This window comes from Bradyrhizobium sp. AUGA SZCCT0431, assembly GCF_018131065.1.
GTDB lineage: Bacteria > Pseudomonadota > Alphaproteobacteria > Rhizobiales > Xanthobacteraceae > Bradyrhizobium.
Genome location: NZ_JAFCLR010000017.1, coordinates 107,426 through 130,772, shown reverse-complemented (window position 1 = coordinate 130,772; position 23,347 = coordinate 107,426). Strand labels below are relative to the sequence as shown.

The 23,347-nt window shown below is 64.9% G+C and carries 18 protein-coding genes; 9 read left to right on the top strand and 9 right to left on the bottom strand.

From position 1 onward, the window contains the following. Positions 1-170: 170 nt before the first annotated feature. The 9 genes from sppA to JQ567_RS18650 all read left to right on the top strand — a co-directional run bounded on the left by sppA (position 171) and on the right by JQ567_RS18650 (position 8,538). Positions 171-1,151, top strand: a complete 981-nt coding sequence (sppA, locus tag JQ567_RS18690; protein WP_212440187.1) for a signal peptide peptidase SppA — start codon at positions 171-173, stop codon at positions 1,149-1,151. 172 nt (positions 1,152-1,323) lie between these two features. Further along, positions 1,324-1,629: an integration host factor subunit beta gene (locus JQ567_RS18685; protein WP_074820867.1), complete on the top strand. Its 306-nt coding sequence runs from the start codon at positions 1,324-1,326 to the stop codon at positions 1,627-1,629. Between the two features lie 153 nt (positions 1,630-1,782). Next, on the top strand, positions 1,783-2,175 hold the full coding sequence (locus JQ567_RS18680) for a lipopolysaccharide assembly protein LapA domain-containing protein (RefSeq protein ID WP_212440186.1): 393 nt from the start codon (positions 1,783-1,785) through the stop codon (positions 2,173-2,175). A 64-nt stretch (positions 2,176-2,239) separates the two neighbouring features. Further along, on the top strand, positions 2,240-2,899 hold the full coding sequence (locus JQ567_RS18675) for a phosphoribosylanthranilate isomerase (protein ID WP_212440185.1): 660 nt from the start codon (positions 2,240-2,242) through the stop codon (positions 2,897-2,899). Beyond that, a complete protein-coding gene (gene trpB / locus JQ567_RS18670) occupies positions 2,896-4,128 on the top strand; it encodes a tryptophan synthase subunit beta (protein ID WP_212440184.1) in 1,233 nt (410 codons plus the stop codon). Before JQ567_RS18675 ends, trpB begins: the two co-directional genes overlap by 4 nt. Positions 4,129-4,366: 238 nt before the next feature. After that, positions 4,367-5,203 carry a tryptophan synthase subunit alpha gene (trpA, locus tag JQ567_RS18665; protein ID WP_212440183.1) on the top strand — a complete coding sequence of 279 codons (837 nt, stop codon included), beginning with the start codon at positions 4,367-4,369 and terminating at the stop codon, positions 5,201-5,203. A 160-nt stretch (positions 5,204-5,363) separates the two neighbouring features. Continuing rightward, positions 5,364-6,305 carry an acetyl-CoA carboxylase, carboxyltransferase subunit beta gene (gene accD, locus JQ567_RS18660; protein ID WP_192736235.1) on the top strand — a complete coding sequence of 314 codons (942 nt, stop codon included), beginning with the start codon at positions 5,364-5,366 and terminating at the stop codon, positions 6,303-6,305. After that, positions 6,302-7,669: a folylpolyglutamate synthase/dihydrofolate synthase family protein gene (locus JQ567_RS18655; protein WP_212440182.1), complete on the top strand. Its 1,368-nt coding sequence runs from the start codon at positions 6,302-6,304 to the stop codon at positions 7,667-7,669. The genes accD and JQ567_RS18655 overlap by 4 nt, the downstream gene beginning before the upstream one ends. Positions 7,670-7,797: 128 nt before the next feature. Beyond that, a complete protein-coding gene (locus JQ567_RS18650) occupies positions 7,798-8,538 on the top strand; it encodes a metallophosphoesterase (RefSeq protein WP_212440181.1) in 741 nt (246 codons plus the stop codon). 117 nt (positions 8,539-8,655) lie between these two features. Here the strand turns inward: JQ567_RS18650 and trxA are convergent, their stop codons facing one another. The 9 genes from trxA to coaBC form a co-directional block, all read right to left on the bottom strand. Further along, complete coding sequence (gene trxA, locus JQ567_RS18645; protein ID WP_212440180.1) at positions 8,656-8,976, bottom strand: thioredoxin; 321 nt, start codon at positions 8,974-8,976, stop codon at positions 8,656-8,658. Between the two features lie 67 nt (positions 8,977-9,043). Further along, positions 9,044-12,592, bottom strand: a complete 3,549-nt coding sequence (gene addA, locus JQ567_RS18640) for a double-strand break repair helicase AddA (RefSeq protein WP_212440179.1) — start codon at positions 12,590-12,592, stop codon at positions 9,044-9,046. Further along, a complete protein-coding gene (gene addB, locus JQ567_RS18635; protein ID WP_212440178.1) occupies positions 12,553-15,696 on the bottom strand; it encodes a double-strand break repair protein AddB in 3,144 nt (1,047 codons plus the stop codon). The genes addA and addB overlap by 40 nt, the downstream gene beginning before the upstream one ends. Before the next feature lie 285 nt (positions 15,697-15,981). After that, positions 15,982-16,704, bottom strand: a complete 723-nt coding sequence (locus JQ567_RS18630) for a nucleotidyltransferase family protein (RefSeq protein WP_212440177.1) — start codon at positions 16,702-16,704, stop codon at positions 15,982-15,984. Positions 16,705-16,828: 124 nt separating this feature from the next. Beyond that, complete coding sequence (locus tag JQ567_RS18625) at positions 16,829-17,155, bottom strand: PilZ domain-containing protein (protein WP_212032028.1); 327 nt, start codon at positions 17,153-17,155, stop codon at positions 16,829-16,831. 89 nt (positions 17,156-17,244) lie between these two features. Then, positions 17,245-18,762 (bottom strand): tRNA (adenosine(37)-N6)-threonylcarbamoyltransferase complex ATPase subunit type 1 TsaE, encoded by a 1,518-nt coding sequence (gene tsaE, locus JQ567_RS18620; protein WP_212440176.1) that lies wholly within the window; start codon positions 18,760-18,762, stop codon positions 17,245-17,247. After that, positions 18,759-21,278 (bottom strand): PAS domain-containing sensor histidine kinase, encoded by a 2,520-nt coding sequence (locus JQ567_RS18615; RefSeq protein ID WP_212440175.1) that lies wholly within the window; start codon positions 21,276-21,278, stop codon positions 18,759-18,761. Before JQ567_RS18615 ends, tsaE begins: the two co-directional genes overlap by 4 nt. 152 nt (positions 21,279-21,430) lie before the next feature. Continuing rightward, a complete protein-coding gene (dut, locus tag JQ567_RS18610) occupies positions 21,431-21,889 on the bottom strand; it encodes a dUTP diphosphatase (RefSeq protein WP_212413434.1) in 459 nt (152 codons plus the stop codon). After that, a complete protein-coding gene (coaBC, locus tag JQ567_RS18605; protein WP_212440174.1) occupies positions 21,886-23,328 on the bottom strand; it encodes a bifunctional phosphopantothenoylcysteine decarboxylase/phosphopantothenate--cysteine ligase CoaBC in 1,443 nt (480 codons plus the stop codon). The genes dut and coaBC overlap by 4 nt, the downstream gene beginning before the upstream one ends. Positions 23,329-23,347: the final 19 nt, after the last annotated feature.

The following is a 23,347-nucleotide window of genomic DNA, read 5'->3' as shown; positions in this document are numbered from 1 at the left end:
TCTCGATAAATCACGCGGTATGGGTCCCGGCCCCCGTGCGCAATTGCGCACTAGGCCGGGACGACAAACGGGCCTTGTTTTCTTCATATTGCATCGCAATTGATGTAATTGGATAACGTGCTGGTGACGCTGCGAAGGCAAAACGCGCTGCTGACCTCAGGAGAACTTCGATGTCGCTCGATTCGGACGTGATCGTCGATCGCCGCAGGATACGCCGCAAGCTGACTTTCTGGCGCCTGGTGGCGGCCGTGGTCGTGCTTGCCGCGGTCGTTGCCGTCGGTGTGCTCGCGACACCCGCCGGCCGCTCGTCGCTGTCGGTGTCCGGCTCGATTGCCCGCGTCAATATCGAGGGCCTCATTCGCAGCGATCAGCAACGCGTCGAGGCGCTGGAGCGGCTGGAGAAATCGTCGGCCGCCGCCGTCATCGTGCACATCAATTCGCCGGGCGGCACGACTGCCGGCTCCGAGCAGCTCTACGATGCGCTGGTGCGGCTGAAGGCCAAGAAGCCGCTGGTCGTGGTGGTTGAGGGGCTGGCCGCCTCGGGCGGTTACATCGGGGCGCTTGCGGCCGATCACATCATCGCCCAGCAGAGCTCATTGGTCGGCTCGATCGGCGTGCTCTTTCAATTTCCGAATTTCACCGAGCTGATGAAGACCGTCGGCGTCAAGGTCGAGGAAGTGAAATCCTCGCCGCTCAAGGCGGCGCCCAACGGCTTTGAGCCAACCAGCCCGGAGGCGCGGGCGGCGCTCGACGCGCTGGTGAAGGACTCTTACGCCTGGTTCCGCGGCCTCGTGAAGGCGCGGCGCGGCATGGACGAGGCGTTGCTCGACAAAGTCGCGGACGGACGCGTGTTCACCGGCCGCCAGGCGGTCGAGCTGAAGCTGGTCGATCAGCTCGGTGACGAGAAAACCGCGGTGGCATGGCTGGTCGCCGAGAAGAAGATCAAGAGCGATCTGCCGGTGCGCGATTTCAAGCTGACCCCGCGGTTCGGCGACATGACTTTCCTGCGCGCAGTCGCGTCCGTCAGCTTCGATGCGCTCGGCCTGAGCGCGATCGCGCGTCAGATCGAGCAGGCCGGCGTCACAGGAGCCGTCGACCAGCTGGCACTGGACGGTATGCTGGCACTGTGGCGGCCTGCGGCCTCCAATTGAAGCCGCCCAGGCGAGGTTTGGCGCGGTCCTCCCGCATTGCGGGTGTTGCGACAACCCCTTTCCGGTCCATTTGTCACGTCATTTCGCGTGGCCCAAAATTGATTTAGCGTCTTGACAGTTCAAGGCATTTTCACGGAAATGGAAGTCCGCACGACAGTGGACCCCAGTCTCGATGATCAAATCCGAACTTGTTCAGCGCATCGCCGAGCACAACCCGCATCTTTATCAGCGGGATGTGGAGAACATTGTGAACGCGATTCTCGATGAGATCGTCGCTGCCCTGGCGCGCGGCGACCGTGTCGAGCTCCGCGGTTTCGGCGCTTTCTCGGTCAAGCATCGTCCAGCCCGCGCAGGGCGCAATCCACGCACCGGCGCGCATGTGCCGGTCGATCAGAAGAGCGTCCCGTTTTTCAAGACGGGCAAGGAAATGCGCGAGCGGCTGAATCGCGAGGGCGGTGCGCCCGAGGCCGGCGCGTAACCATAGCGTTTTCAAGCGAAGTGGACCCCGGTTCGCGTAACGAAAACGCGTCAAGTAAAAGACCCCACCGGGTTCTGACGATCGGGTGCCGTGCTGCGGACGCGTGCCCGCCGATGTCAGCTGCTTCGAGAGTCCGCACTGCGAGAGATGGTCATGCGAAAATTCTTCTCGGCGCTGGTCGTCATTCCCTTAGGCGTCATCTTCATCGTCTTTGCGGTCGCCAACCGTCATTCGGTGACGGTGTCGTTCGATCCGTTCAATTCCGTCAATCCGTCGGTCGCGGTGTCGATGCCGCTGTTCGTCGTGATCATTGCGGTCGCGATTTTGGGGGTCGCGGCGGGCGGCTCGGCGACCTGGTTCCGCCAGCGCCGCTGGCGCCGCGCCGCACGCCAGCACGAGGCTGAGGCCCGGCGGGCGCGGTCGGAAATAGCCGATCTGCGCGCCGCGGCGGCGGTCTCCCGGGGCGGCGTGCCGCAGCTTGCAGCACCGGCGCCGCGCGGCATTTACGGGGCCACCGGGCGAGACAAGCAGGGCGCGACGTTGTAGAACCCGCCCAAACAGCTCCGTTCCAACCCGCACTTGGCGGCTTGAAAGCCGCGCCCGAGAGACCATGTCCCTGCTCGTCAAGATTTGCGGCCTGTCCACGCGCGAGACGCTCGACGTCGCGCTCGGGGCTGGCGCTGACATGGTCGGGTTCGTGTTCTTCCCCCCGTCGCCGCGGCATGTCAGCCTCGAGACCGCTCGCGAGCTCGGCAAGCAGGCCAAGGGCCGCGCCGTCAAGGTCGCGCTCACGGTCGATGCCGACGACGCGACGCTCGAGAATATCGTCGAGACCCTGCGGCCGGACATCCTGCAACTACATGGCAAGGAAACCACCGCGCGGCTGCGCGACATCAAGGCGAAATTCGGTCTGCCGCTGATGAAGGCGCTTCCGGTCGAGACCGCGGCCGATCTCGTGCCGCTTGCGGGCTATGCTGCGGTCGCCGACCGCATCCTGTTCGACGCCCGTGCGCCAAAAGACGCCACCCGCCCGGGCGGGTTAGGGGCCGTGTTCGACTGGCGCCTGCTGGAAACGCTCGACCTCGAGCTGCCATTCATGGTTTCGGGCGGGCTCAACGCCTCCAACATCGCCGAGGCCGTTCGCGTCACCCGTGCGGGCGGCGTCGATGTGTCCTCGGGCGTCGAGTGTTCGCCCGGCGTCAAGGATCCCGACATGATCCGCGATTTTATCCGCGCCGCGCGCGCCACCGAAGAATTGATGGTCCGATGAATCCAGGTCAGCCGAACTCCTTGCCAAACTCCTTCCGCACCGGCCCCGACGAGCGCGGGCATTTTGGTAATTTCGGCGGACGTTTTGTCGCCGAAACGCTGATGCCGCTGATCCTGGATCTGGAGAAGGCCTACGTCGCGGCCAAGGCCGATCCGTCGTTCGCTGCGGAAATGAAGGGCTTTCTCAAGCACTATGTCGGCCGGCCGTCGCCGCTGTACTTCGCCGAGCGCCTGACCGAGCATCTTGGCGGCGCAAAAGTCTATTTCAAGCGCGAGGAGCTCAACCACACCGGCTCGCACAAGGTCAACAACGTGCTCGGCCAGATCATGGTCGCGCGCCGGATGGGCAAGAAGCGCATCATTGCCGAGACCGGCGCCGGCCAGCACGGCGTCGCCACCGCGACGCTGTGTGCGCGGTTCGGGCTGGAATGCATCGTCTATATGGGCGCGGTCGACGTCGCACGTCAGGCGCCCAACGTGTTCCGCATGGAGATGCTGGGCGCCAAGGTGATCCCGGTTCAATCAGGGACGCGCACGCTGAAGGACGCGATGAACGAGGCGCTGCGCGACTGGGTCACCAACGTGCACAACACCTTCTACTGCATCGGCACGATCGCGGGGCCGCATCCCTATCCGATGATGGTGCGCGACTTCCAGTGCGTGATCGGTGACGAGACCCGCGAGCAGATGCAGGAGGCCGAGGGCCGGCTGCCGGATTCGCTGGTCGCCTGCATCGGCGGCGGTTCCAATGCGATGGGGCTGTTTCATCCCTTCCTCGACGATCCCTCGGTCGAGATTTTCGGTGTCGAGGCGGCGGGCCATGGCCTGACCCAGCTGCATGCGGCTTCGATCGCGGGCGGCCGGGCCGGCGTGCTGCATGGCAACCGCACTTATCTGTTGATGGACGATGACGGCCAGATCCAGGACGCGCATTCGATCTCGGCGGGACTGGATTATCCCGGCATCGGGCCGGAGCATTCCTGGCTCTATGAAAACGGCCGGGTCACCTATCTCAGCGCCACCGACGACGAGGCGCTCGCCGCGTTCCAATTGCTGTCGCGGCTGGAAGGCATCATCCCGGCGCTGGAATCGGCACACGCCATCGCCAAGGTTGTGGAGCTCGCGCCGAAACGGCCCAGGGATCATCTGATGGTCGTCAATCTCTCGGGCCGCGGCGACAAGGACATCCCGCAGGTCGCCGAAATCTTGAAGGGTGAGAAGAAGTCGTGATGATCATTTGCATCGAATCCGGGGAGAGAGCCCCCACCCTGGCCCTCCCCCGCAAGCGGGAGAGGGAATCGACCGTCGCCGCGGCGCGATCCTCGCTTGCACATCGTCAAAGTCGCGTTACGTCGAACAGCCTGTCCGCTCGGCAGGCTCTGCCCCCTCTCCCGCTTGCGGGGGAGGGTTGGGGTGGGGGTGTCTCCGCGTGCGCAGGTTTTGGTAACAGCACAGCGAGCGCCGCAGCATGACCACCCGTATCGACGCGCGCTTCGCCGAACTCGCCAAGCAGGGCCGCTCGGCTTTCGTCACCTTCCTGATGGCCGGCGATCCCGATCCGAAAACCTCGCTCGACATCCTCAAGGCGCTGCCGAAAGCCGGCGCCGACATGATCGAGATCGGCATGCCCTTTACCGATCCGATGGCCGACGGGCCGTCGATTCAGGCGGCGGGCTTGCGCGCGCTGAGAGCCGGCATGACGCTGAAGAAGACGCTGGAGATGGTGCGCGGCTTCCGCAAGGACGACGACACCACGCCGCTGGTGCTGATGGGTTATTACAATCCGATCTACATTTACGGCGTCGACAAGTTCCTTGTCGACGCGAAGACCGCTGGCGTCGATGGTCTGATTATCGTCGATCTGCCGCCGGAAGAAGACGACGAGCTGTGCCTGCCGGCGATGAAGGCCGGGCTCAATTTCATTCGCCTGGCGACGCCGACCACCGACGACAAGCGCCTGCCGGCGGTGCTCGCGAACACGTCGGGTTTTGTCTATTACGTCGCGATCACCGGCATCACCGGCAGCGCCAGCGCCGATTCCCACGTAGTCGGTGAAGCCGTCGCCCGAATCAAGCGGCATACCACGCTGCCGGTCTGCGTCGGTTTCGGTATCAGGACGCCGGATGCCGCGCGCGCGATTGCCGAGAACGCCAATGGCGCCGTCGTCGGCACCGCCCTGGTCGATGCCCTGCGCGGCAGCCTCGATGCGGAGGGGCGCGCCACCGCCAAGACCGTACCCGCCGTGGCCGACCTCGTTGCCGCCCTAGCGCAGGGCGTTAGGGGCGCCAAGCAGGCCGCAGAATAGGCCATTTTGGCGTAGAATGAGGCGCGGGGGCTTGGTCCGGAAAAGTGGACCCCGGTTTTCCGAAAAGACCAAGCCCAACTAGAAGTCCACGCCTTGCCGGGTCCGACCCGGGCCGCCATATATTGCAGCTGATGCGTCCAACCGCATTTCGGAGCGAAACATGAATTGGCTCACCAACGTCGTCCGGCCGAAGATCCGCAGCATCCTGCGCCGCGAGACGCCGGAGAATCTGTGGATCAAGTGCCCGGATTCCGGGCAGCTCGTGTTCTACAAGGACGTCGAGGCCAACCAGTTCGTGATTCCCGGCTCAAACTACCACATGCGCATGGGCGCGGTGGCGCGGCTGAAATCGATCTTCGACAACGAGACCTGGTACGATATCGCGCTGCCTGACGTGACCGCCGATCCGCTGAAGTTTCGCGATGAGCGCAAATATGCCGACCGCATCAAGGATGCGCGCGCCAAGACCGGATTGAACGACGCCATCAAGGTCGGCTACGGCAAGCTCGAAGGCGCCGGCGTCGTCGTGGCCGTGCAGGATTTCGATTTCATGGGCGGTTCGCTCGGCATGGCCGCCGGCGAAGCGATCGTGCGTGGGCTCGAGCTCGCGGTCGAAAAGAAATCGCCGTTCATCGTGTTCGCCGCCTCCGGCGGCGCGCGGATGCAGGAAGGCATTTTGTCGCTCATGCAGATGCCGCGAACGACGGTCGGCGTGCAGATGCTGCGCGAGGCAAAACTGCCCTACATCGTCGTGCTGACCAACCCGACCACCGGCGGTGTCACCGCATCCTACGCCATGCTGGGCGACGTGCAGATCGCCGAGCCCGGTGCGCTGATCGGATTCGCCGGCGCGCGCGTCATCGAACAGACCATTCGCGAGAAACTGCCGGAAGGTTTCCAGCGCGCCGAGTATCTGCGCGACCACGGCATGGTCGACATGGTGGTGCATCGCCACGAAATGCGCCCCACCCTGGCGCGGCTGTGCCGGCTGCTGACGAAGTCGCCGGCGCCTGATGTTGCGTCGAAAGCCGTGCCGCAGGTCACCGACCCGGCCCAGATCGTCTCGGCGCCGGAAGCGGTGCCGGCCGCACCGCACGCGTGAACGCACCCGCCGCCAGATCGCAGCCCTCGCTCGACGAATTGATCGCGCGGCTGGCGGCGCTCCATCCCAGCCGCATCGATCTCAGCCTCGATCGCATGCAGGCCCTGCTGGCGCGGCTTGATCACCCTGAAAGCAAGCTGCCGCCGGTGATCCATGTCGCCGGGACCAATGGCAAGGGTTCCACCATTGCCTATCTGCGCGCGATCCTGGAAGCTGCGAGCCTGCGCGTTCACGTCTATACCTCGCCCTATCTGGTGCGGCTCAACGAATGTTTTCGTCTTGGCCGCAGCGGTGGCGGCGTGCTGGTCGATGACGATGAATTGTGCGCCGCGCTCGGGCATTGCGAGCGCGCCAACGCGGGCGATCCGATCACGATTTTCGAGATCGAAACCGCGGCGGCGTTTTGTCTGTTTGCACAGCATCCGGCCGATGTCGTGCTGCTGGAAGTCGGCCTCGGCGGACGGCTGGATGCCACCAATGTGATCGACGCGCCGATTGCGAGCGTGATCGCGCCGGTCAGCATGGATCATACGGAATTCCTCGGCAATTCGCTGGCCGAGATCGCCGGTGAGAAAGCCGCGATCATCAAGCGCAATGCGCCGGTGGTTTGTGCCGAGCAGGCGCCGGAAGCGATGGCGGTGATCGAGGCGCAGGCGCGCCGCATGCGCGCGCCGCTGCATGCGGCCGGCCAGCAATGGCATGTCAGCGTCGAGCGCGGCCGGCTGGTCTATCAGGACGATCGCGGCCTGATGGATCTGGTGGCGCCAAAACTGTTCGGCCGGCATCAGTTCGACAATGCCGGGCTCGCGATTGCGACCTTGCGTGCGCTCGACACCTTCAAGATCGGCATGCCCCATTTCGAGGCCGGCATCGTCAACGCCGAATGGCCGGCGCGGATGCAGCGGCTGGTTTCCGGCGCGCTGGTCGAGCAGGGACCGCAGGGTTGCGAGATCTGGCTCGATGGCGGACACAATGCCGAAGGCGGGCGCGTCGCCGCAGCGGCGCTGGGCGATCTGGAGGAGAGGGTGTCGCGGCCGCTGGTCGTCATAACAGGCATGATGGCCAACAAGGACGCCGGCGCGTTCCTCGCCAACTTCGCGGGGTTGACGCGCCATATCATGGCGGTGCCAATCCCCGGTCGCGACAATGCGAGCTCGATGGCCATGGCGGCGTCGATGCCGCCGGACCGGCTGGCGGATGCCGCCCGCGCCCTCGGCATGCGCGTGGAGAACGCCGCCAGCGTCGAAGCCGCGCTTCAAACACTGTCGAAACTTGCTTATGAAGTGCCGCCGCGCATCCTGATCACAGGATCGCTCTACCTCGCAGGCCACGTGCTGGCCCGCAATGGCACGCCGCCTGCATAACTCCCTCGTGTCCCGGACGCGGTGCAGCGTCCTTCACGCTGCTCTGCAGAGCCGGGACCCATCTGGACCCCGGATCAGCAGCGCACCGTCATCCGGGGCACGTAGACCTAGACGGGACTGGAAAGACCATGCGATTTGCCGCGATTGCCGATGTGCACGGAAACTACCTCGCGCTGGAAGCCGTGATTACCGATATCCGCGCCCAGGGTATCAAAGAGATCGTCAATCTCGGCGACATGGCGAGCGGCCCGCTCGACGCGCGGCGCACGATGGATGCGCTGATCGCGCTCGATGCCGTGCACGTACTCGGCAACCATGACCGCTATCTGATAGACCGGCCGCCGGAGAAGATGGGTTCCTGGGACAGACCGGCCCATGCGCAGCTCGACAAGACTCATCTCGATTGGCTGCGCGCGCTGCCGCCGACGCGCGTCTATCGCGACCTTGTGTTTCTCTGCCACGCGACACCCGCGCACGACGAGGTCTATTGGCTGGACACGGTGATATCAGACGGCACCGTTTGCATGGCCTCGCTCGATGCGATCGAGAAGCAAGCCGAAGGGATCACGCAGCCGCTGATCCTCTGCGCCCACACCCATGTCGCGCGGACCGTCCGCCTCGGCGATGGGCGCAGAATCGTCAATCCGGGCAGCGTCGGCTCGCCCGGCTATCGCGACACCCACCCGTTTCCGCATCTGATCGAAGCCGGCACGCCGGACGCGCGCTACGCGATCCTCGAACTGGCTGATGGATCCTGGCGCGTGACGTTTCGGCATGTGCCCTACGACCACGAGGCGATGGCGGCGCTGGCGCGGCAGAACGGCCAGCTTGAGCTGGCCTCCGCGCTGGCGACGGGGTGGATTAGATAAGTGCGTAGTTCGTAGCCCGGATGAAGCGAAGCGTAATCCGGGGCTCCGGGCTACGGGATCAAAACAAAACGGCCGGCGCTAAGCCGGCCGTTTCAAATAACGAGCAATCGAAGCCGATCAAACCGCGGCAGTGATCCACTGCTGCAGCTTCGCCTTTGGCGCGGCGCCGACCTGGCGGGAGGCCATCTCGCCGCCCTTGAAGATCATCAGGGTCGGGATCGACATCACGCCGTATTTCGAGGCCGTCTTCGGGCTCTCGTCGACGTTCAGCTTCACGATCTTGACCTTGTCGCCCATCACGCCGGAAATCTCGTCGAGCGCCGGGCCGATCATGCGGCAGGGGCCGCACCATTCGGCCCAGAAATCCACGACCACCGGCCCGGTCGCGTTGAGCACTTCGGCTTCGAAATCGGCGTCAGAAACCTTGCCAACGGCCATGGGAATACCTCGTTCGGTTGAAAACAGCGCGCGGATGAGAATCGCGCCTAGGATCATATTGACGAACCTATGAACGCGATCTTGCCGGGTCAAGCGCGGTCACGCCGAGATGATAGGATGCCAGTGCCGCGTCCAGCGCGGGGGCGGAAATCTCCATCAAATCAGGCGTTTCGGTCCAAAGCAGTGCGGCCCGGACCGGCAGCTGGGGATAAAGTTTTGCCAGTACCGCCCGGTAGAGCGCGAGCTGGCGGACATAGCCGCGCGGCGCCTCGGCAGGCAGCGTGGGCGGGGCGTGGTTGGTCTTGTAATCGACGATCAAAACCTCTCGCTCGGTCACCACCAGCCGGTCGATTTGGCCGGAAACCAGCGCCGGTGGCTGCCCGGGTCGATCCAGCCGTCCGACGATCGAGACCTCGGCCTGGCTGCCCGGCGCAAAGGCGTGCGCAAAGCGCGCATCCGCAATCAGCGCCAGCGCTTTTTCCGCCAGCGTGCGCCGTTCGTCCTCGGTCCAGCCGTCGGCATTTCGCGCAAGATGCGACAGCGCGGCCTCGCGGCGGCGTTCGGCGGCGATATCGGGCAGCGACTGCAGCAACCGGTGCACCAGCGTGCCGCGCTTGAGCGCCTTGGCGCGGGCGAGGATCGATTCGCCTGACCGGACCGGATGGCTGTCGTCGTCAGCGGGATCGGACGGGCGCAGCAGGCTTTCGGCGGCCGCCTCGGAAGGCGCCAGCTTCTGCAGCCAGGATGGCAGCACGGTCGCCGCTTCGCTTGAAGGTTCAGCCGCCGGGCCGTCCGAGGGTGCAACATCGTCGGCCCGCGAATAACGCTTCACAACGCCATTCGGGGTCTGGATTTCCTGAAACTGCAAATCGGAACTGGCGAGGCCGCTGGTGATCAAATCGTACCAGGAGAATTTGCGCACGCTGTTCCTGTTGCCGGGCATGCAGCCGGCGATTATCAGCCGGTCAGCCGCGCGCGTCATTGCGACATAGAGCAGGCGGCGATATTCGTGCTCGGTCTCTTCCAGCATGGCATTGCGCGCGTCCGCCACGCAAGGCGGGTCGTCGGCCTTGCGTCCGGCCCAGACCATGGCCTTGCCGCCATTTCCCAGCGGCAACTGGATGAGGCGAAGGCGCTGGGTGTCCGATGGCGACGTCGTGGTGTCGGCCATAATCACCACCGGAGCTTCCAGCCCCTTGGCGCCATGCACGGTCATCACGCGCACCTCGTCGCGCGAGATTTCCATGTCACGCTTTACTTCGGTGTCGGCGGCGCGCAGCCAGGCCATGAAGCCCTGCAGCGAGGCCGGCGCCTTCTTCTCGTAGGACAGCGCCAGTTCGAGGAATTCGTCGAGTGCATCGTTGGCTTCGTGCCCAAGCCGGCGCAGGATGCGCGCGCGGCCGTTGTCTCCGCCCAGCAGCCAGGCATAGAAGGCAAACGGCGTCTCGGTGCGGAAGCGCCGCTCGCACGCGAAAAGCCGGTCGAGCGTGTCCCTGAATTTGCTGCTTTCGGCAGCATGCGCGGTCAGGGCGTCGCGCAGCGATCCCTTGCGGTCCCTGGCGAGCGTGAACAGTTCCTCTTCGGTGAGGTTGAACAGTGGGCTCTTCAACACGACGGCGAGCGCGAGATCGTCCTGCGGCAGCAACAGGGCGTCGGCAAGATTCGTCAGATCGATGATTGCAATGTGCTCGGTAAGTTTCAACCGGTCGGCGCCGGCCACCGGAATGCCCGCGTGCTTCAACGCCTGGATGACGGCGTCGAACAGGTTGCCGCGGCGGCGCACCAGCACCAGCACGTCGCCATAGGCGAGGCGCCGTCGATTATCCAGCCTTCCGGTCATGGTGCCGCCCGTGACAAGGCGCCTGATCTCGCTCTGGATGCTTTTCGACAGCTTGACCTCGGCGCTCGTCAGCGGAACGCCGTCGAACGGGGCGCGCCAGCCCTCGATGTCCTGCTTCTCATCGGCGACCGAAAGCTCCCAGAGGTCGATCTGGCTTGGACCTGCATCAGGCAACGCTTCATGCAGCGGATAAGCCTTTTCGGCATGGATGCTGCGATAGATCGCTTCGTCGTGAAATACATCATCGACGGATTTCAGGATCGCCTGTCCCGAGCGGAAAGAATAGGTAAACGGGATTGATTCGAATTTCAGCTCGGCGTCTTCGAACTTTTTCTTCAGCTCCCACCGGCGGGCGGCGAACTCCCGCGGCGCAGCTCCCTGAAAGGAGAAGATCGACTGCTTCTCGTCGCCGACCGCGAACACGGTGCGGTTGGCGGCGCCGCGCGCGCCCGCGCCAACGGTGAATTCCGAGATGATATGCGCGATGATATCCCATTGCCGGGGGCTGGTGTCCTGCGCCTCGTCGATCAGCACGTGATCGACGCCGCGGTCGAGCTTGTAATGCACCCAGCCGGACGCGCCGCTGGCGAGCAGGGCCAGCGTCTTATCGATCAGATCGTCATAGTCGAGCAGGCCGCGGTCCAGCTTCTCGCGGCGGTAGTTCGCGGCAACCGCGATCGCGATATGCAGCAAGGCTTCGGTGCGGTCACGTGCCGTGACGGCGCGGCGCTTTTCGATCAGCGGACCCAGCCGGCTCGCCTCGGCATCGAAGCGGCTTCCGATCGCCGGATTGTCCCGGACGAAATTCTTCGTCAATACGGATTTGCGGGGGGTCCGATCGGCGTCGGTAAGGAATATGCCGAGATATTCATCGGCCTGGGCGGCGCCGGCGGCAGGCAGCGCAGCGCGTAATCGGTCCGCGTTGTCGCGCTCGGTCTTGGCTCCAGTCTCGAGCGCACGCGCGATCTCCTCCCAGCGCGAGCGCGGCAAGTTTGGGCCATCGACGATCTCACGCTCGACATCCTCGATGCGGTCAGCCGCGGTGACTCCAAGCAAAGCTGAAACCTGCGCGACGGCAGCGTCAGCGCTGCCGGCCGCGTCGGTCCAGGCCATGAAGTGTTCGCGGCTGAGGCAGGCCTCTCGCACGACATCCTTGAAAGTAACATCGGCCGCATTCGCCATCGCGGCCAGCAGCGCCCGCCCGATCGCGCTGTCGGGCGCCCGCGAGGCATCGAGCATCACGGCCAGGCTGGCGCGCTCCATCATCTCGGTCTGGTCGCGATCGTCGAGCACGGCGAAGCGAGCCGGCACGTTGGCTTCAAAGGGAAATTGCTGCAACAGGCGGGTGCACAGCGCGTGAATGGTTTGAACCTTCAGACCGCCCGGTGTTTCCAGCGCCGAGGCAAAGAGCTCGCGTGCCGATTTGCGCAGTCGCACAGTCACATGCGTGATGCCGGCGTCGCGGATGGCGACATCGAGCGCGTCGTCGTCGAGCGTTACCCAGTGGCCGAGCGTCGTGAACACGCGCTCGGCCATGTTGGCGGCGGCTGCCTTGGTGAAGGTGAGGCACAGGATCTTTTCCGGCGGCACGCCGGCGAGCAGCAGGCGGATCACGCGCTGCACCAGCACATGGGTCTTCCCGGAGCCGGCATTGGCCGACACGAACGCGGATGCCGCAGGATCTGACGCGCGGGCCTGCGCGTCACGGACGGGCGGAGGAATGACGCGCGGAGCCTTCACCACTCCTCCAGCGCAACGCCGCCGGAGGCGGACCATTCCTTGACACGGGCGAGGTTGTCATAGTCGCCATAGCGGGCGGTCCACATCGACAGCACCAGTGATCGATACGGCTCGTCGGGGTTCTCGAACCGGCGGATCAGCGCCTCGAGCTGCGCTCGCGCATAATCGGCCGCGTCATCCGGCAGCTGCGGCGGGTCGTTTTGCTTGATCTTCAATTCCATCGTCTTGTGCTCGCCCGGCGGATTGTTGCCGCTCAATCTGACATAGGCGAGTTCATCGACGGAGGCGCCCGCATCGATGCCGGCAAAGCCTCCTTCGCGCAGGATCGCTGCCTCCAGCGTGAGCTGCGGCGATAATCCCATCCGTACCTGCTTTCCGGTCGGCGGTTGCCCGGTCTTGTAGTCGAGGATTGCGTAGCCGCCATCGCCACGGCGTTCGATCCGGTCGGCGCGTGCAGAGAGCGTGAATATTCTGGCGTTGTCGAGGGGGATCTTGATTTCGCCTTTGGTCTCTGCGTCGATGAACGCGATGTTGTCGCGGCGCGCCGCCTCCCATTCGGCGAACCAGCGCGCGATGCGCTGGAAGCGCGGCCACCACAGCGCGCGCGCCTCCGGTTTCTCCATCAGCGGCGCGAAATGTTTTTCGCCGATACGGCGCAGCACGCCGACGGCATCGACCGGCAGTGCTTTGGCGTATTCCTTGGTGAATTCACCGAGCGCTTCGTGAATTGCAGAGCCGCGATCGGCTGCCGACAGCGGCATGTCGACGGGATCCAGCGGATTGAGCTTGAGAATGTGGCGGGCATAGATGGTGTAGGGATCGCGCAGCCAGTCCTCGATCGCGGTGACCGAGAGTTTCGTCGGACGCGTCTCGCGCGGCGGCTTGGGTTGCGGCTGCTCGATCGGCTTGACCTCCGCAGGCTGATCAATCGCGCCGGCGTAGCGGACATACTTGTCGCCGGCCGCCTTGGCTGTCTTCCAGCGCTCCTCGCCCGCAACGGCTTCCAGCCGGTGCAGGAAGCGCGAGGCGACTGCCGGAGCACCGCCGACCTTGGTCGAATGGGTGAGGATCACGTCCTCATGGCCGAGCAGTTGAGCGAAGTCGTGCGCAGAAAGGCCGATCCGGCGCTCCGGAAGGTCGAGACCGAGTTCATGGCGCATCGGCCGGCTCAGCCATGGATCGACGCGCGGCGCCGGCGGCCACACGGTTTCGACCAATCCGCCCAGGATGATGCGGTCGGATTCCGTCAGCCGCGCTTCCAGTTGGCCGAAGATGTGGAGTTGCGCTCCCGGCAGTTCGCGCCGCCGCACCAAACGGTCTGCAAAGGCGGCCTGGAACACCTCGGCATAGTCGCCGGCATCGACCATCAGGCCGATCTTCTCCTGCCGGCCGAGCAAATCGTCGAAGGCAGACGCGAGTGCAAGCCCGTCCGGCCGCTCGAATGCCGTGGCGGCACCGTGCTCGTCAGCGGAGAGGTTCACCAGCGTCTCCCGATGGCGCTGCGCGAGTTCGGCAAAATCATGCAGTTTGGAGCCGGCAAAGCCTTCCAGCGGTGTCAGCGCCTTGCTGAGCGCCGCGATCAGCGATTGCGCGCGGTCGAGTTCTTGGTCGCCCAGCCGTGCGCGCGGCTCGGCATGGTGCAGCGATGAGGTTTCGCCGCTGCGCAACTTGCGCAGTTCATCGCGGAAGCGCGTGAAATCGGCGGCCAAACCACTACTGCCGGCCTGGGGTCGAGTGCCGCGTAGCAGCGCAAGCTCGAGCACTTCAATGCCGCGCTTCAACGTGCCATGCATGCCGCCGAGCCGGAACATCGGATGCTTGAGCAGTGCCAGCAGGATTGGCGGCTCCAATCCATTGGTGGCGGCTGCCGCCACCAACCGCGCAAAGATGCCGGCCGGCGTTTCCATCAGCGCGTCGCCGCCGGAATCGTTGAATTCGAGATTCCAGCGGCCGAGCGCCGCCGTCACCCGTCGCGCCAGCGCGCGGTCCGGCGTCACCAGCGCCGCCGACTTGTTCAGATGCAGCGCCTCTCGCATGGCGACCGCAATTGCGAGCGCCTCCATTTCCGGATTCGGGGCCTCGACCACGGCGAGCTTATCCATGCCGGCCGCGATCTGCGCCGAGATATCCAGCCGTTTCAACCGATCATGCCATTCCGAGGTGGCGTTCCACGGCCGCATTGCTTCGGATGCCAGCACCTCGCGGCCGTTCTGTGCAGGCTTGCCGAGAATTTCGACATCGCTGCGTTTGATGCCGAAGCGCGATAGCAGCGCGTGCATCGCATATTGCGGGTGGTTGGAGGCGGGCGGCGTCGTGAAGGCGCCTTTGGCATCCTTGACGCCGCCGATGGTCTGCCAGGCCGCGTCATCGAGATCGGTATCGAGGCCCGGCAGCACCACCGCGCCGTGGGGCAACTTGGCTAATACCTCCAGGAATTTTGCCGTTGACGGCATCGATCCGGTAGAACCCGCGGCGATCACCGGGCCGGTGTACTGCTTCGAGAGCCGCTCAGCTTCGGCATCGATCAGAAGGTCACGGCGCGCGGCGGGCTCGATCCTGTTGGTTTCGGTCAGAAAGGCCGGCCAGAAGTCGCGGGCGATCTTCAGGAAATCCAGCGTGTGTTGCCAGTATTTGTCGAACTGGTCAGGCACGAGACGGTCGAGCGCGTTCCAATCGACGCGGCGCGTAACCATGTCGTCCATCAGGCGCGCAAGATCGCCGGCCAATGTCAGCGTGGAGGCGGCGCCGCCGACCACCAGTGGCGACAGTACCGGCCGTTTGGCCCAGGCGGCGACAAGTCGCGCCAGCACCAATCGGCGTTCGAGCTCGCCGAGTTTGGGCGGAACGTCGAGCGGGGCAATACCGCCGGGCTCGGAATCTTCCGAGAACGCAAGCTCATCCTCATCGATATCGCCAAGCGCCACGATGCGCGGCAGGATCGCCGCATCGGACTTCAACACATCGAGGAAGATCTCCCGCGCCATCCGGCCGGCGCGCCGGGTCGGCAGATAGAGCGTCGCCTGCGCGAGGTTCAGCGGATTCTGGCGCGCCTCGAATCCATCGACCAGCCGGCCGTCGACCAACGCCGATATGACGGTGCGCAGAAGCGGCACGGATACGGGAACGCTGAAAACGCGCATGGGCTGCCTGATTCGAGGTCAGGGCAATATAGGGAGTGATGGCTCAATGGTCATGGGTTCCGGCGTTCGCCGGATTTCGTAGGGTGGGCAAAGCCACCGGGTCGCGCGAAGGCGCGCCCGATGACAGGCTCCGCGTGGCCACCATGCCTAGCCGGTTTCAGCTGCGAGATGGTGGGCACGGCGGGAAGGGCGCCTTTGCCCACCCTACGCCTACTTTGCATGGGGTTGTTTTCGTGATTTTGGGTCCGGGCCCTACCGCTGGACCGCCGAAACCGGCGAGGCGCCTTACGCCACGCTCTCCAGATACGCCTCTTCCGCGGCCTGCACCGCGTCGGGGGTTCCGACATGCATCCAGACGCCGTCGAGCCGCAGGCCGAACAGCCGCTCCTGCTCATTGGCCTGGTCGAACAATTTCGTCAGCGAGAACTCGCCCGCGGGCGCATCTGTAAACAGCGACGGCGACATGATCGCAGCGCCGGCATAGACGAACGGCACCACCTGATGTTCGCGCCGCTTGCGCAGCGCGCCGTCCGGCAGCATCGAGTAATCGCCGCGGCCGGCATAGCCGATGCTGCTGGTGGTCGGCGCCATCAACAGCAGGATATCCATGCGCGCGGGATCGAAGGTCTCGGCCAGCCGCGTCAGATTGGGCCGCACGCCGTCGATCCACATGGTGTCGGCGTTGAGATGGAAGAACGGCTCGTTGCCGAGCAAGGGCAGGGCCTTCACGACGGCGCCGCCGGTGCCGAGCACCTGATCGCGCTCGTCGGAGATGGTGATTCGGGGGCGGGTTCGGGAGGCGGTATGTTCGATGATCTGGTCGGGCAGATAATGCACATTGACCACGGCTTCGCCGACGCCGGCGGCGGCCAGCTTGTCCAGCACGTGATCGAGCAGCGGCTGGCCCATCACGCGCACCAGCGGCTTTGGCATGTGGTCGGTCAACGGGCGCATCCGCAGGCCGAGACCGGCGGCGAGGACCATGGCTTTCTTGGGCTTGACGGACATTTCTTGGATTTCTCGAAACGGATCAGCGCTTCGGATCATATCACGGTGATTCGGCTGATCCAGCGACTGTGAGGCCGTAGTCATTGCAGATGACGGCTGTAAGACGACGCTGGGGCGGCGGAGCTCATGCTTCGGCGGTCTCCGCGCCGCGCTTGCCGGCCGCCTTTTTCTTCTTGTCGCCCTGCTTCAGGAAATTGACGCCGATCTGGTCGCCATTGACCCAGGCCAGTTCGCAGCGGCGGTAAGCCAGTCCCGTGGACGACAGCAGCAGGAAGAATTCCTTCAGATGCAGACCCTCGACGGAACCTTCCACCGTCAGCTTGGCGCCGGTCTCGGAGACGTCTTCCATCACGCATTCACGCCGCCAGGTGCCGTCGATGCCCATCATATGCGCCGGGTAGCCGCGCTCGAATGTGACGCGATCTCCCTTGCGCCGCTCTGATGTCGCCATCGCCGTATTCCCGGATTCGAAACAGCCGCTCGCACACGCGGAGCATAGCCTTAGCCAGATTAAAGCCGGGTTGGCTAACAAGTGGTAAATCAGGCCACCGGCGGCGGTACGTTGGCGGTGTACCATTCGCGAAAACCCGCCAGGGCCGGATGGGCCAATGAACGAGTTAGATAGGTCCAGATCCGGGGCTGATGACGCAAATATTGCGGCTTGCCGTCGCGCCGGTTGAGCCGCGCGAACGTGCCGAGCAGGCGGGTATTCCGCTGCGCCGACATGATGGCATAGAGCTCGGCGAAACCGGCCGGATCGAAATTGCTGTCGGCTACGCGCCGCGCCTTGATGTAGCGGGTCAGCAGCGTCAGCTCGAGCGCCTCGGGCACGTCGATCCGCGCGTCCTGCAGCAGCGACACCAGGTCATAGGCGGCAGGTCCGAGCACGGCGTCCTGGAAATCGATGATGCCGACACGCAGGATTCCGGAACGATCGTCGAGCCAGATGATGTTGGGGGAATGGAAGTCCCGGATCACCCAGGTCCGCGGCGCGGCCGCCGGCTTCTTCAATAATTCTCGCCACATCGCGACGAATTCGTCGCGCAGCTCCTGGCTTGGCTCGACGCCGCGATCGGGCATGTACCATTCAAGCATCAGCCCCATCTCGACCAGCCACGCTTCGGTGTCGAATACGGGAATGGCGTGGGTGGATTGCAAGGTCAGCAGCAGGATGTCCGGCAGCGGCTCGCGATGCAGCGCCGCCAGCATGTCGGTCGCGGCCTCGTAGCGCTCCACGATCGGTTGCGGCGGATCGCCTTCGACGATACTGGCGTGGCCGAAATCCTCGGTGATCAGGAAACCGGCATCGAGGTCCTGGTGGCGTATCGCCGGCGCCGAGAACCCGCGTTCGCGCAGGCCGTTGGCGATGGCGACGAACGGCTTGACGTCTTCGGCCAGATGCACGGCGGCGCTGTAGGATTTGCCGTCATAGATCGCCGGGCCGTCCGGCCGCTTCGGCGAATTCATCAGGATGGCTGTACCGCCCAGATGCAGCCGCGCATAGGAACGCGTCGAGGCATCGCCGGGCATGCGCTCGCGCTGCGCTTCCAAAAAGCCTGATGTTTCGAGAAACTGGCGCAGCGCCTTAAGTCTCTCGACCTGCACCGCCGCCTTGCCATGACCGGTAAACTCGGCGGCGCGCGCGCTGGACCCGAACGCGGGACGATGGCTGAAGGCGATGTCGATGCGGTCGTCCGGTAGCGCGTCCGCAGCGCGCTCCGGCCATTCGATCAGCGCCAGCGCGCCCTCGGGCAGCGGCGACAGCCCGATTTCCTCCAGCTCGCTCGCATCGTTGATGCGATAGAGATCGGCATGAACGATCGGAAACGGCTGGTCATAGCTCTGCGCCAGCGTGAATGTCGGGCTCGGCACCTCGAGCGCCTCGTCGCTGGCGAGGTAGCGGATCATCGCCCGCGCCGCTGATGTCTTGCCGGCGCCGAGATCGCCCGACAGCGTGATCACATCGCCGGGTCCAACCAGCAGCGCCAAGTCGGCCATCAGTTGCGCGGTCGCGGTCTCGTTCGCGAGCGCCACCGAGAATGTCGCTGATACGGTCATTCGGCGGCGTTGCGATGGGCGTTCTGGTCGATCGGAAAGTCGCACGTGACCGTCGTGCCCTTGCCGAGCTCCGAATCGACCCGCACCTTGCCGCCGTGCAGTTCGACAAAGGAGCGCACCAGCGACAGACCAAGCCCCGCGCCGCGGTGCCGCGAGCCGTTGGAATGGCTCTCGAACCAGTCGAACACCTTGTCCTTGACGTCGGGCGGGATGCCCGGTCCGGAATCGGTGACGGTAAAGATGACGCGATGCTCATTGCGCCGCGCGCTGATGCTGACGGTTGCATCATGCGGCGAAAACCCGACGGCATTGGCAAGCAGGTTATAGAGCACCTGCACCACGCGGCGTTCGTCGCCGGTGAAGTCGCCGATGCTGGGATCGATGTCGACCTTGAGTTCGATGCGGTCGGTGGCGAGCCGGTCCTGAATGCCTTCCTTGGCCTGCTCGATGGCTTTCGCGATGTTGACCGGGCCGAGCTCGAGCTTCATGGCGCCGGCGTCGATGGTGGCGAGATCGAGAATGTTGTTGGTCAGCGCCAGCAACGCGTTGGTGGATTTGGTGACGTAGTCGAGATACTCGGCCTGCTTTGGCGTCAGCGGGCCGGTCGAGGGATCGCTCAGGAAGTGCGCGAAGCCGATGATGGTGGTGAGCGGGGCGCGCAGCTCGTAGGACACGTGGTGGACGAAATCGACCTTCATCTGGTCGGCGGTCTCGAGCGCCTCATTGCGTTCGCGCAGCGCGCGCTCGACATTCTCGGTGTCGGTGATGTCCTGGAAGGTCAGCATGGTGGCGCCGTCGGGCAGCGGCATGGTCATGCAGGTCAGCACGCTGCCGTCCTTGCGCTCGAGCTTCAGCGCCACCTGCGCCCGGTTGCCGATCGCGGTAATCGCCTCGCGCAGCGCCCGCCACGTCAGGGCGTCGTCGAACAGCGGCTTGCACCAGGATTCCACGGTCTCGATGTGGGGCTGTTCGCGCAGCTGCTCTTCCGACAGCTTCCAGATCTTGGCGAAGGCGGGATTGAACAGTTCCACGCGGCCATTGCTGCCGAACACCGCGACCGCTTCGGCGAGATTGTTGAGCGTCTCGTGCTGCACCCTTGTCAGCCCGTCGAACCGCCGCGCCAGATCGAGGCTTTCGGTGACATTGTCGAACAGATAGGTGACGCCGCCTTCGAGGTTCGGCGTGGTGACGACGCTGACCGCGCGGCCGTCGGGCAGGAACCAGGTGTAGGTCTCCGGCTCGACCGCGCGATAGGCCTCGTGCAGCTTGGCTTTCCAGGCCCGGAAGTCCGGTTGCTCCGGGAGTTTGCGCGTGGCGCGCAGCCGGTCGAGCACGCTGGAATCGTCGGGCTGGCCGTCGAGGAAGGCCTGATCGAGGCCCCACAGCCGGCGGTAGGATTCGTTGTAGAAGGCGAGCCGGCGCTGGGCGTCGAATACCGCAACCCCCGACGACAATTGGTCGAGGGTGCGGCGATGCGCCTCCGACATCCGCTGCAGCGCGGCGCGCAGCGCGGTCGCCTCGCTGGCGTCGATGGCGATGCCGGCGCTGCCGCCGCCAAGCTTCAAGGCCTGCACGTCATAGATCCGCCGTTCGCCGCCGACCACGATCGGCAGCCGCGCGCTGAAGGTGGAACTGTCGTTCAACGTCCGGCTCATGTCGGTGCGCTGGTCGGTTTCCAAAAGTTCAAGGTTGCGACGGACGACATCGGCGACGCTGGTTCCTTCGGTCGCCCGCACATAGGCCGTATTGGCGTAGCGCAGATTGCCCTCTGGGCTCTTGGCCCAGATCGGCCAGGGCGCGGCGGCGGCGAAGTCACGCAGCAGCTCGGTCTCTTCCTGCAGCGTCTTGTAGCGCAGATTGGATTCGGCGAGTTCGCGGCGCAACCCGCCGAGTTCGCGAATCCGAACAACGGCTTGGCCGCCGATGGCACGGCCCATCGCCTCGATCGCGCGGCCGTTCGAGGTCGAGAGGTTGAGCAGAAAGCCTTCGCCGGCCTCGCGCAACGCATCGACGGCATGGTCCATCTGCAACGCCGGTTCCGGCGGCAGCCAGGTTCCAAAGGCGAGGATCCGCTGCGGTGAGTTTTGCAACGCTTCCTGCGAGATCAACAGCGCGGTGTCACCGCTGATCTGCGGCCGGCTGTCGCCTGCGGCCCAGGAAATCAGAATTTGCGGCTCGGCGAACAGCAGCGCCCGCAACCGGTCGGCTTGAACCTGCAGATCGGCGATGTCCTGGCGCAGGCGGAGCTCGGTGCGGGTCGCCTTGATGCGGGTGCGCATCAACAGGATCGCCGCCACGACGGTAAAGCCGAGCAGCGATAACGCCGTCGTCAGCACCGCGAATTCCTGGTGATTGAGGTCGAGCCAGGCCGAAATCGCCTCGGAGAGCGGCAAATCGCTGGCCAAGGCCGGTTCCGATACGATGGATAAAGCAGAGGCGAGCGCAATCATGCCGTGACGTGCCAGTGAGGTGCACGACAGCAGGTTTCGACGCATCGCCGCGACTACGCCCGACATGATTTGCCCCAGAACGCACGACTTCAGGCCCGGCGCTTAACATCAGCCGTGCACGAATCGAGTGAGAGTATCCCCAACGCGACTCCGTGGGTAAGAGTCCAGACCGTGAACGTGAATCTGGCTGTGCAAAAATGGGCGGATAACGCTCACGCTCAGCGCCCGGTCGAGCCAAATCCGCCGCTGCCACGGTCGGTGGTCGATAGCGTGTCGACCTGCACCAGTTGCGCCTGCGTGACCGGCGCGATCACCATCTGCGCGATGCGCTCGCCGCGCCGGATCGGGAATGGCGCCTCGCCATGGTTGATCAGGATCACGTTGATCTCGCCGCGATAATCCGCATCGACCGTGCCGGGCGTATTGAGGACGGTGACGCCGTGCTTTGCCGCCAGCCCCGAGCGCGGCCGCACCTGCGCCTCAAATCCCCTGGGCAATGCGATGGCAAGGCCGGTGGGTACCATCGCATATTTGCCCGGCGGCAGGATCAACGGCGTTTCCGCCGGCACCGCCGCGAGCAGATCCAGCCCCGCGGCGTCCGCGCTCTGATAGGCCGGCAGCGCCAGGCCCTCGGCGTGCGGCAATTGCATGATGTCGACCTTGACCGTTGCGCTCACGAATTCTTCTCCAGTGATTTTGCGATCCGCGCCACCAGTTCGGTCGCGACCTGTTCTTTCGTCATGACCGGCCAAGAGTCCACTTCAATGTTATCGACGCCGATCTCTTTGCCGGCGCGCTGCAGCAGATGCACGGTGTTGCGGTCGCCGCCCATCACGCCGGTTGCCGGCGACACGTCATTGGCGACGATCCAGTCGCAGCCCTTGCGCGCGATCTTGGCTTTGGCATTTTCGATCAGATGCTCGGTCTCGGCGGCGAAGCCGATCACCAGCGGCGGGCGCTTGTCCTTCAGTTTTGAAATCGTGGCCAGGATGTCGGGATTTTCGACCAGCTGCAGCGGCGGCATGCCGGCCGATGTCTTCTTCAATTTCTGTTCGCCTTCATTGGCGACGCGCCAGTCGGCGACGGCAGCGGCGAAGATCGCGATATCGGCGGGCAATGCGGCCTCGACCCGATGCAGCATGTCGCGCGCCGATTCCACCCGGATCACCGTCACCCCTGCGGGATCGCGCAAGTCCACCGGGCCGGACACCAGCGTCACGTCGGCGCCCGCGGCCTGCGCCGCGGCGGCGATCGCAAAACCCTGCTTGCCCGACGAGCGGTTGGCGATATAGCGCACCGGATCAATCGGCTCATGGGTCGGGCCCGCGGTGATCAGCACGCGTTTTCCCAAGAGCGGACGCGGGCGCGGCGGGCGCAGGATGTCGACTGCGGCCGCGGCAATTTCCACGGCCTCGGACATCCGTCCGACGCCGGCCTCGTTGGTTTCGGCCATCTCGCCGGCATTGGGGCCGATCATGGTGACCCCGTCGCGGCGAAGCTGCAGCACGTTGCGGCGGGTGGCGGCGTTGTTCCACATCAAGGGGTTCATCGCCGGTGCCAGCAGGATCGGCTTGTTGGCGGCCAGCAGGATGGCGCTGGCGAGATCGTCGGCGTGGCCATGCGCCATCTTCGCCATCAAATCGGCCGTCGCCGGCGCGACCACGATCAGATCGCATTCGCGCGCCAGGCGGATGTGACCGGCGTCGAATTCGCTGCCGGGGTCGAACAGGTCCGTATAGACGCGCTCATGCGACAGCGCGCTCGCGGACAGCGGCGTGACGAATTGCTGCGCCGCCTTGGTCAGCACGCAGCGGACCTCGATGCGCCGCTCCTTCAGCCGCCGGATCAGCTCGAGCGATTTGAAGGCGGCGATGCCGCCGCCGATGATCAGCGTGACGCTGGCCTGATTGGCCGCATGGACGATCGCCGGCGCGTGGGCGGAGACCTCCGCAGGCGGCGCTACAGACGGCGAGGCGGGAAATTCGGGGCGGCCCTGGATGAGGTCGCCTAGGATGACCCGGACTTCTTCTTCCACCGAACGGCCGTTGCCGGCGGATCGCAGCCGCAAATAGGCCTTTACGGCGTCGTCGAGCTTTCGGATGGTGAGGCTGGCCATGGGTGGCTCCAGGCAGGCA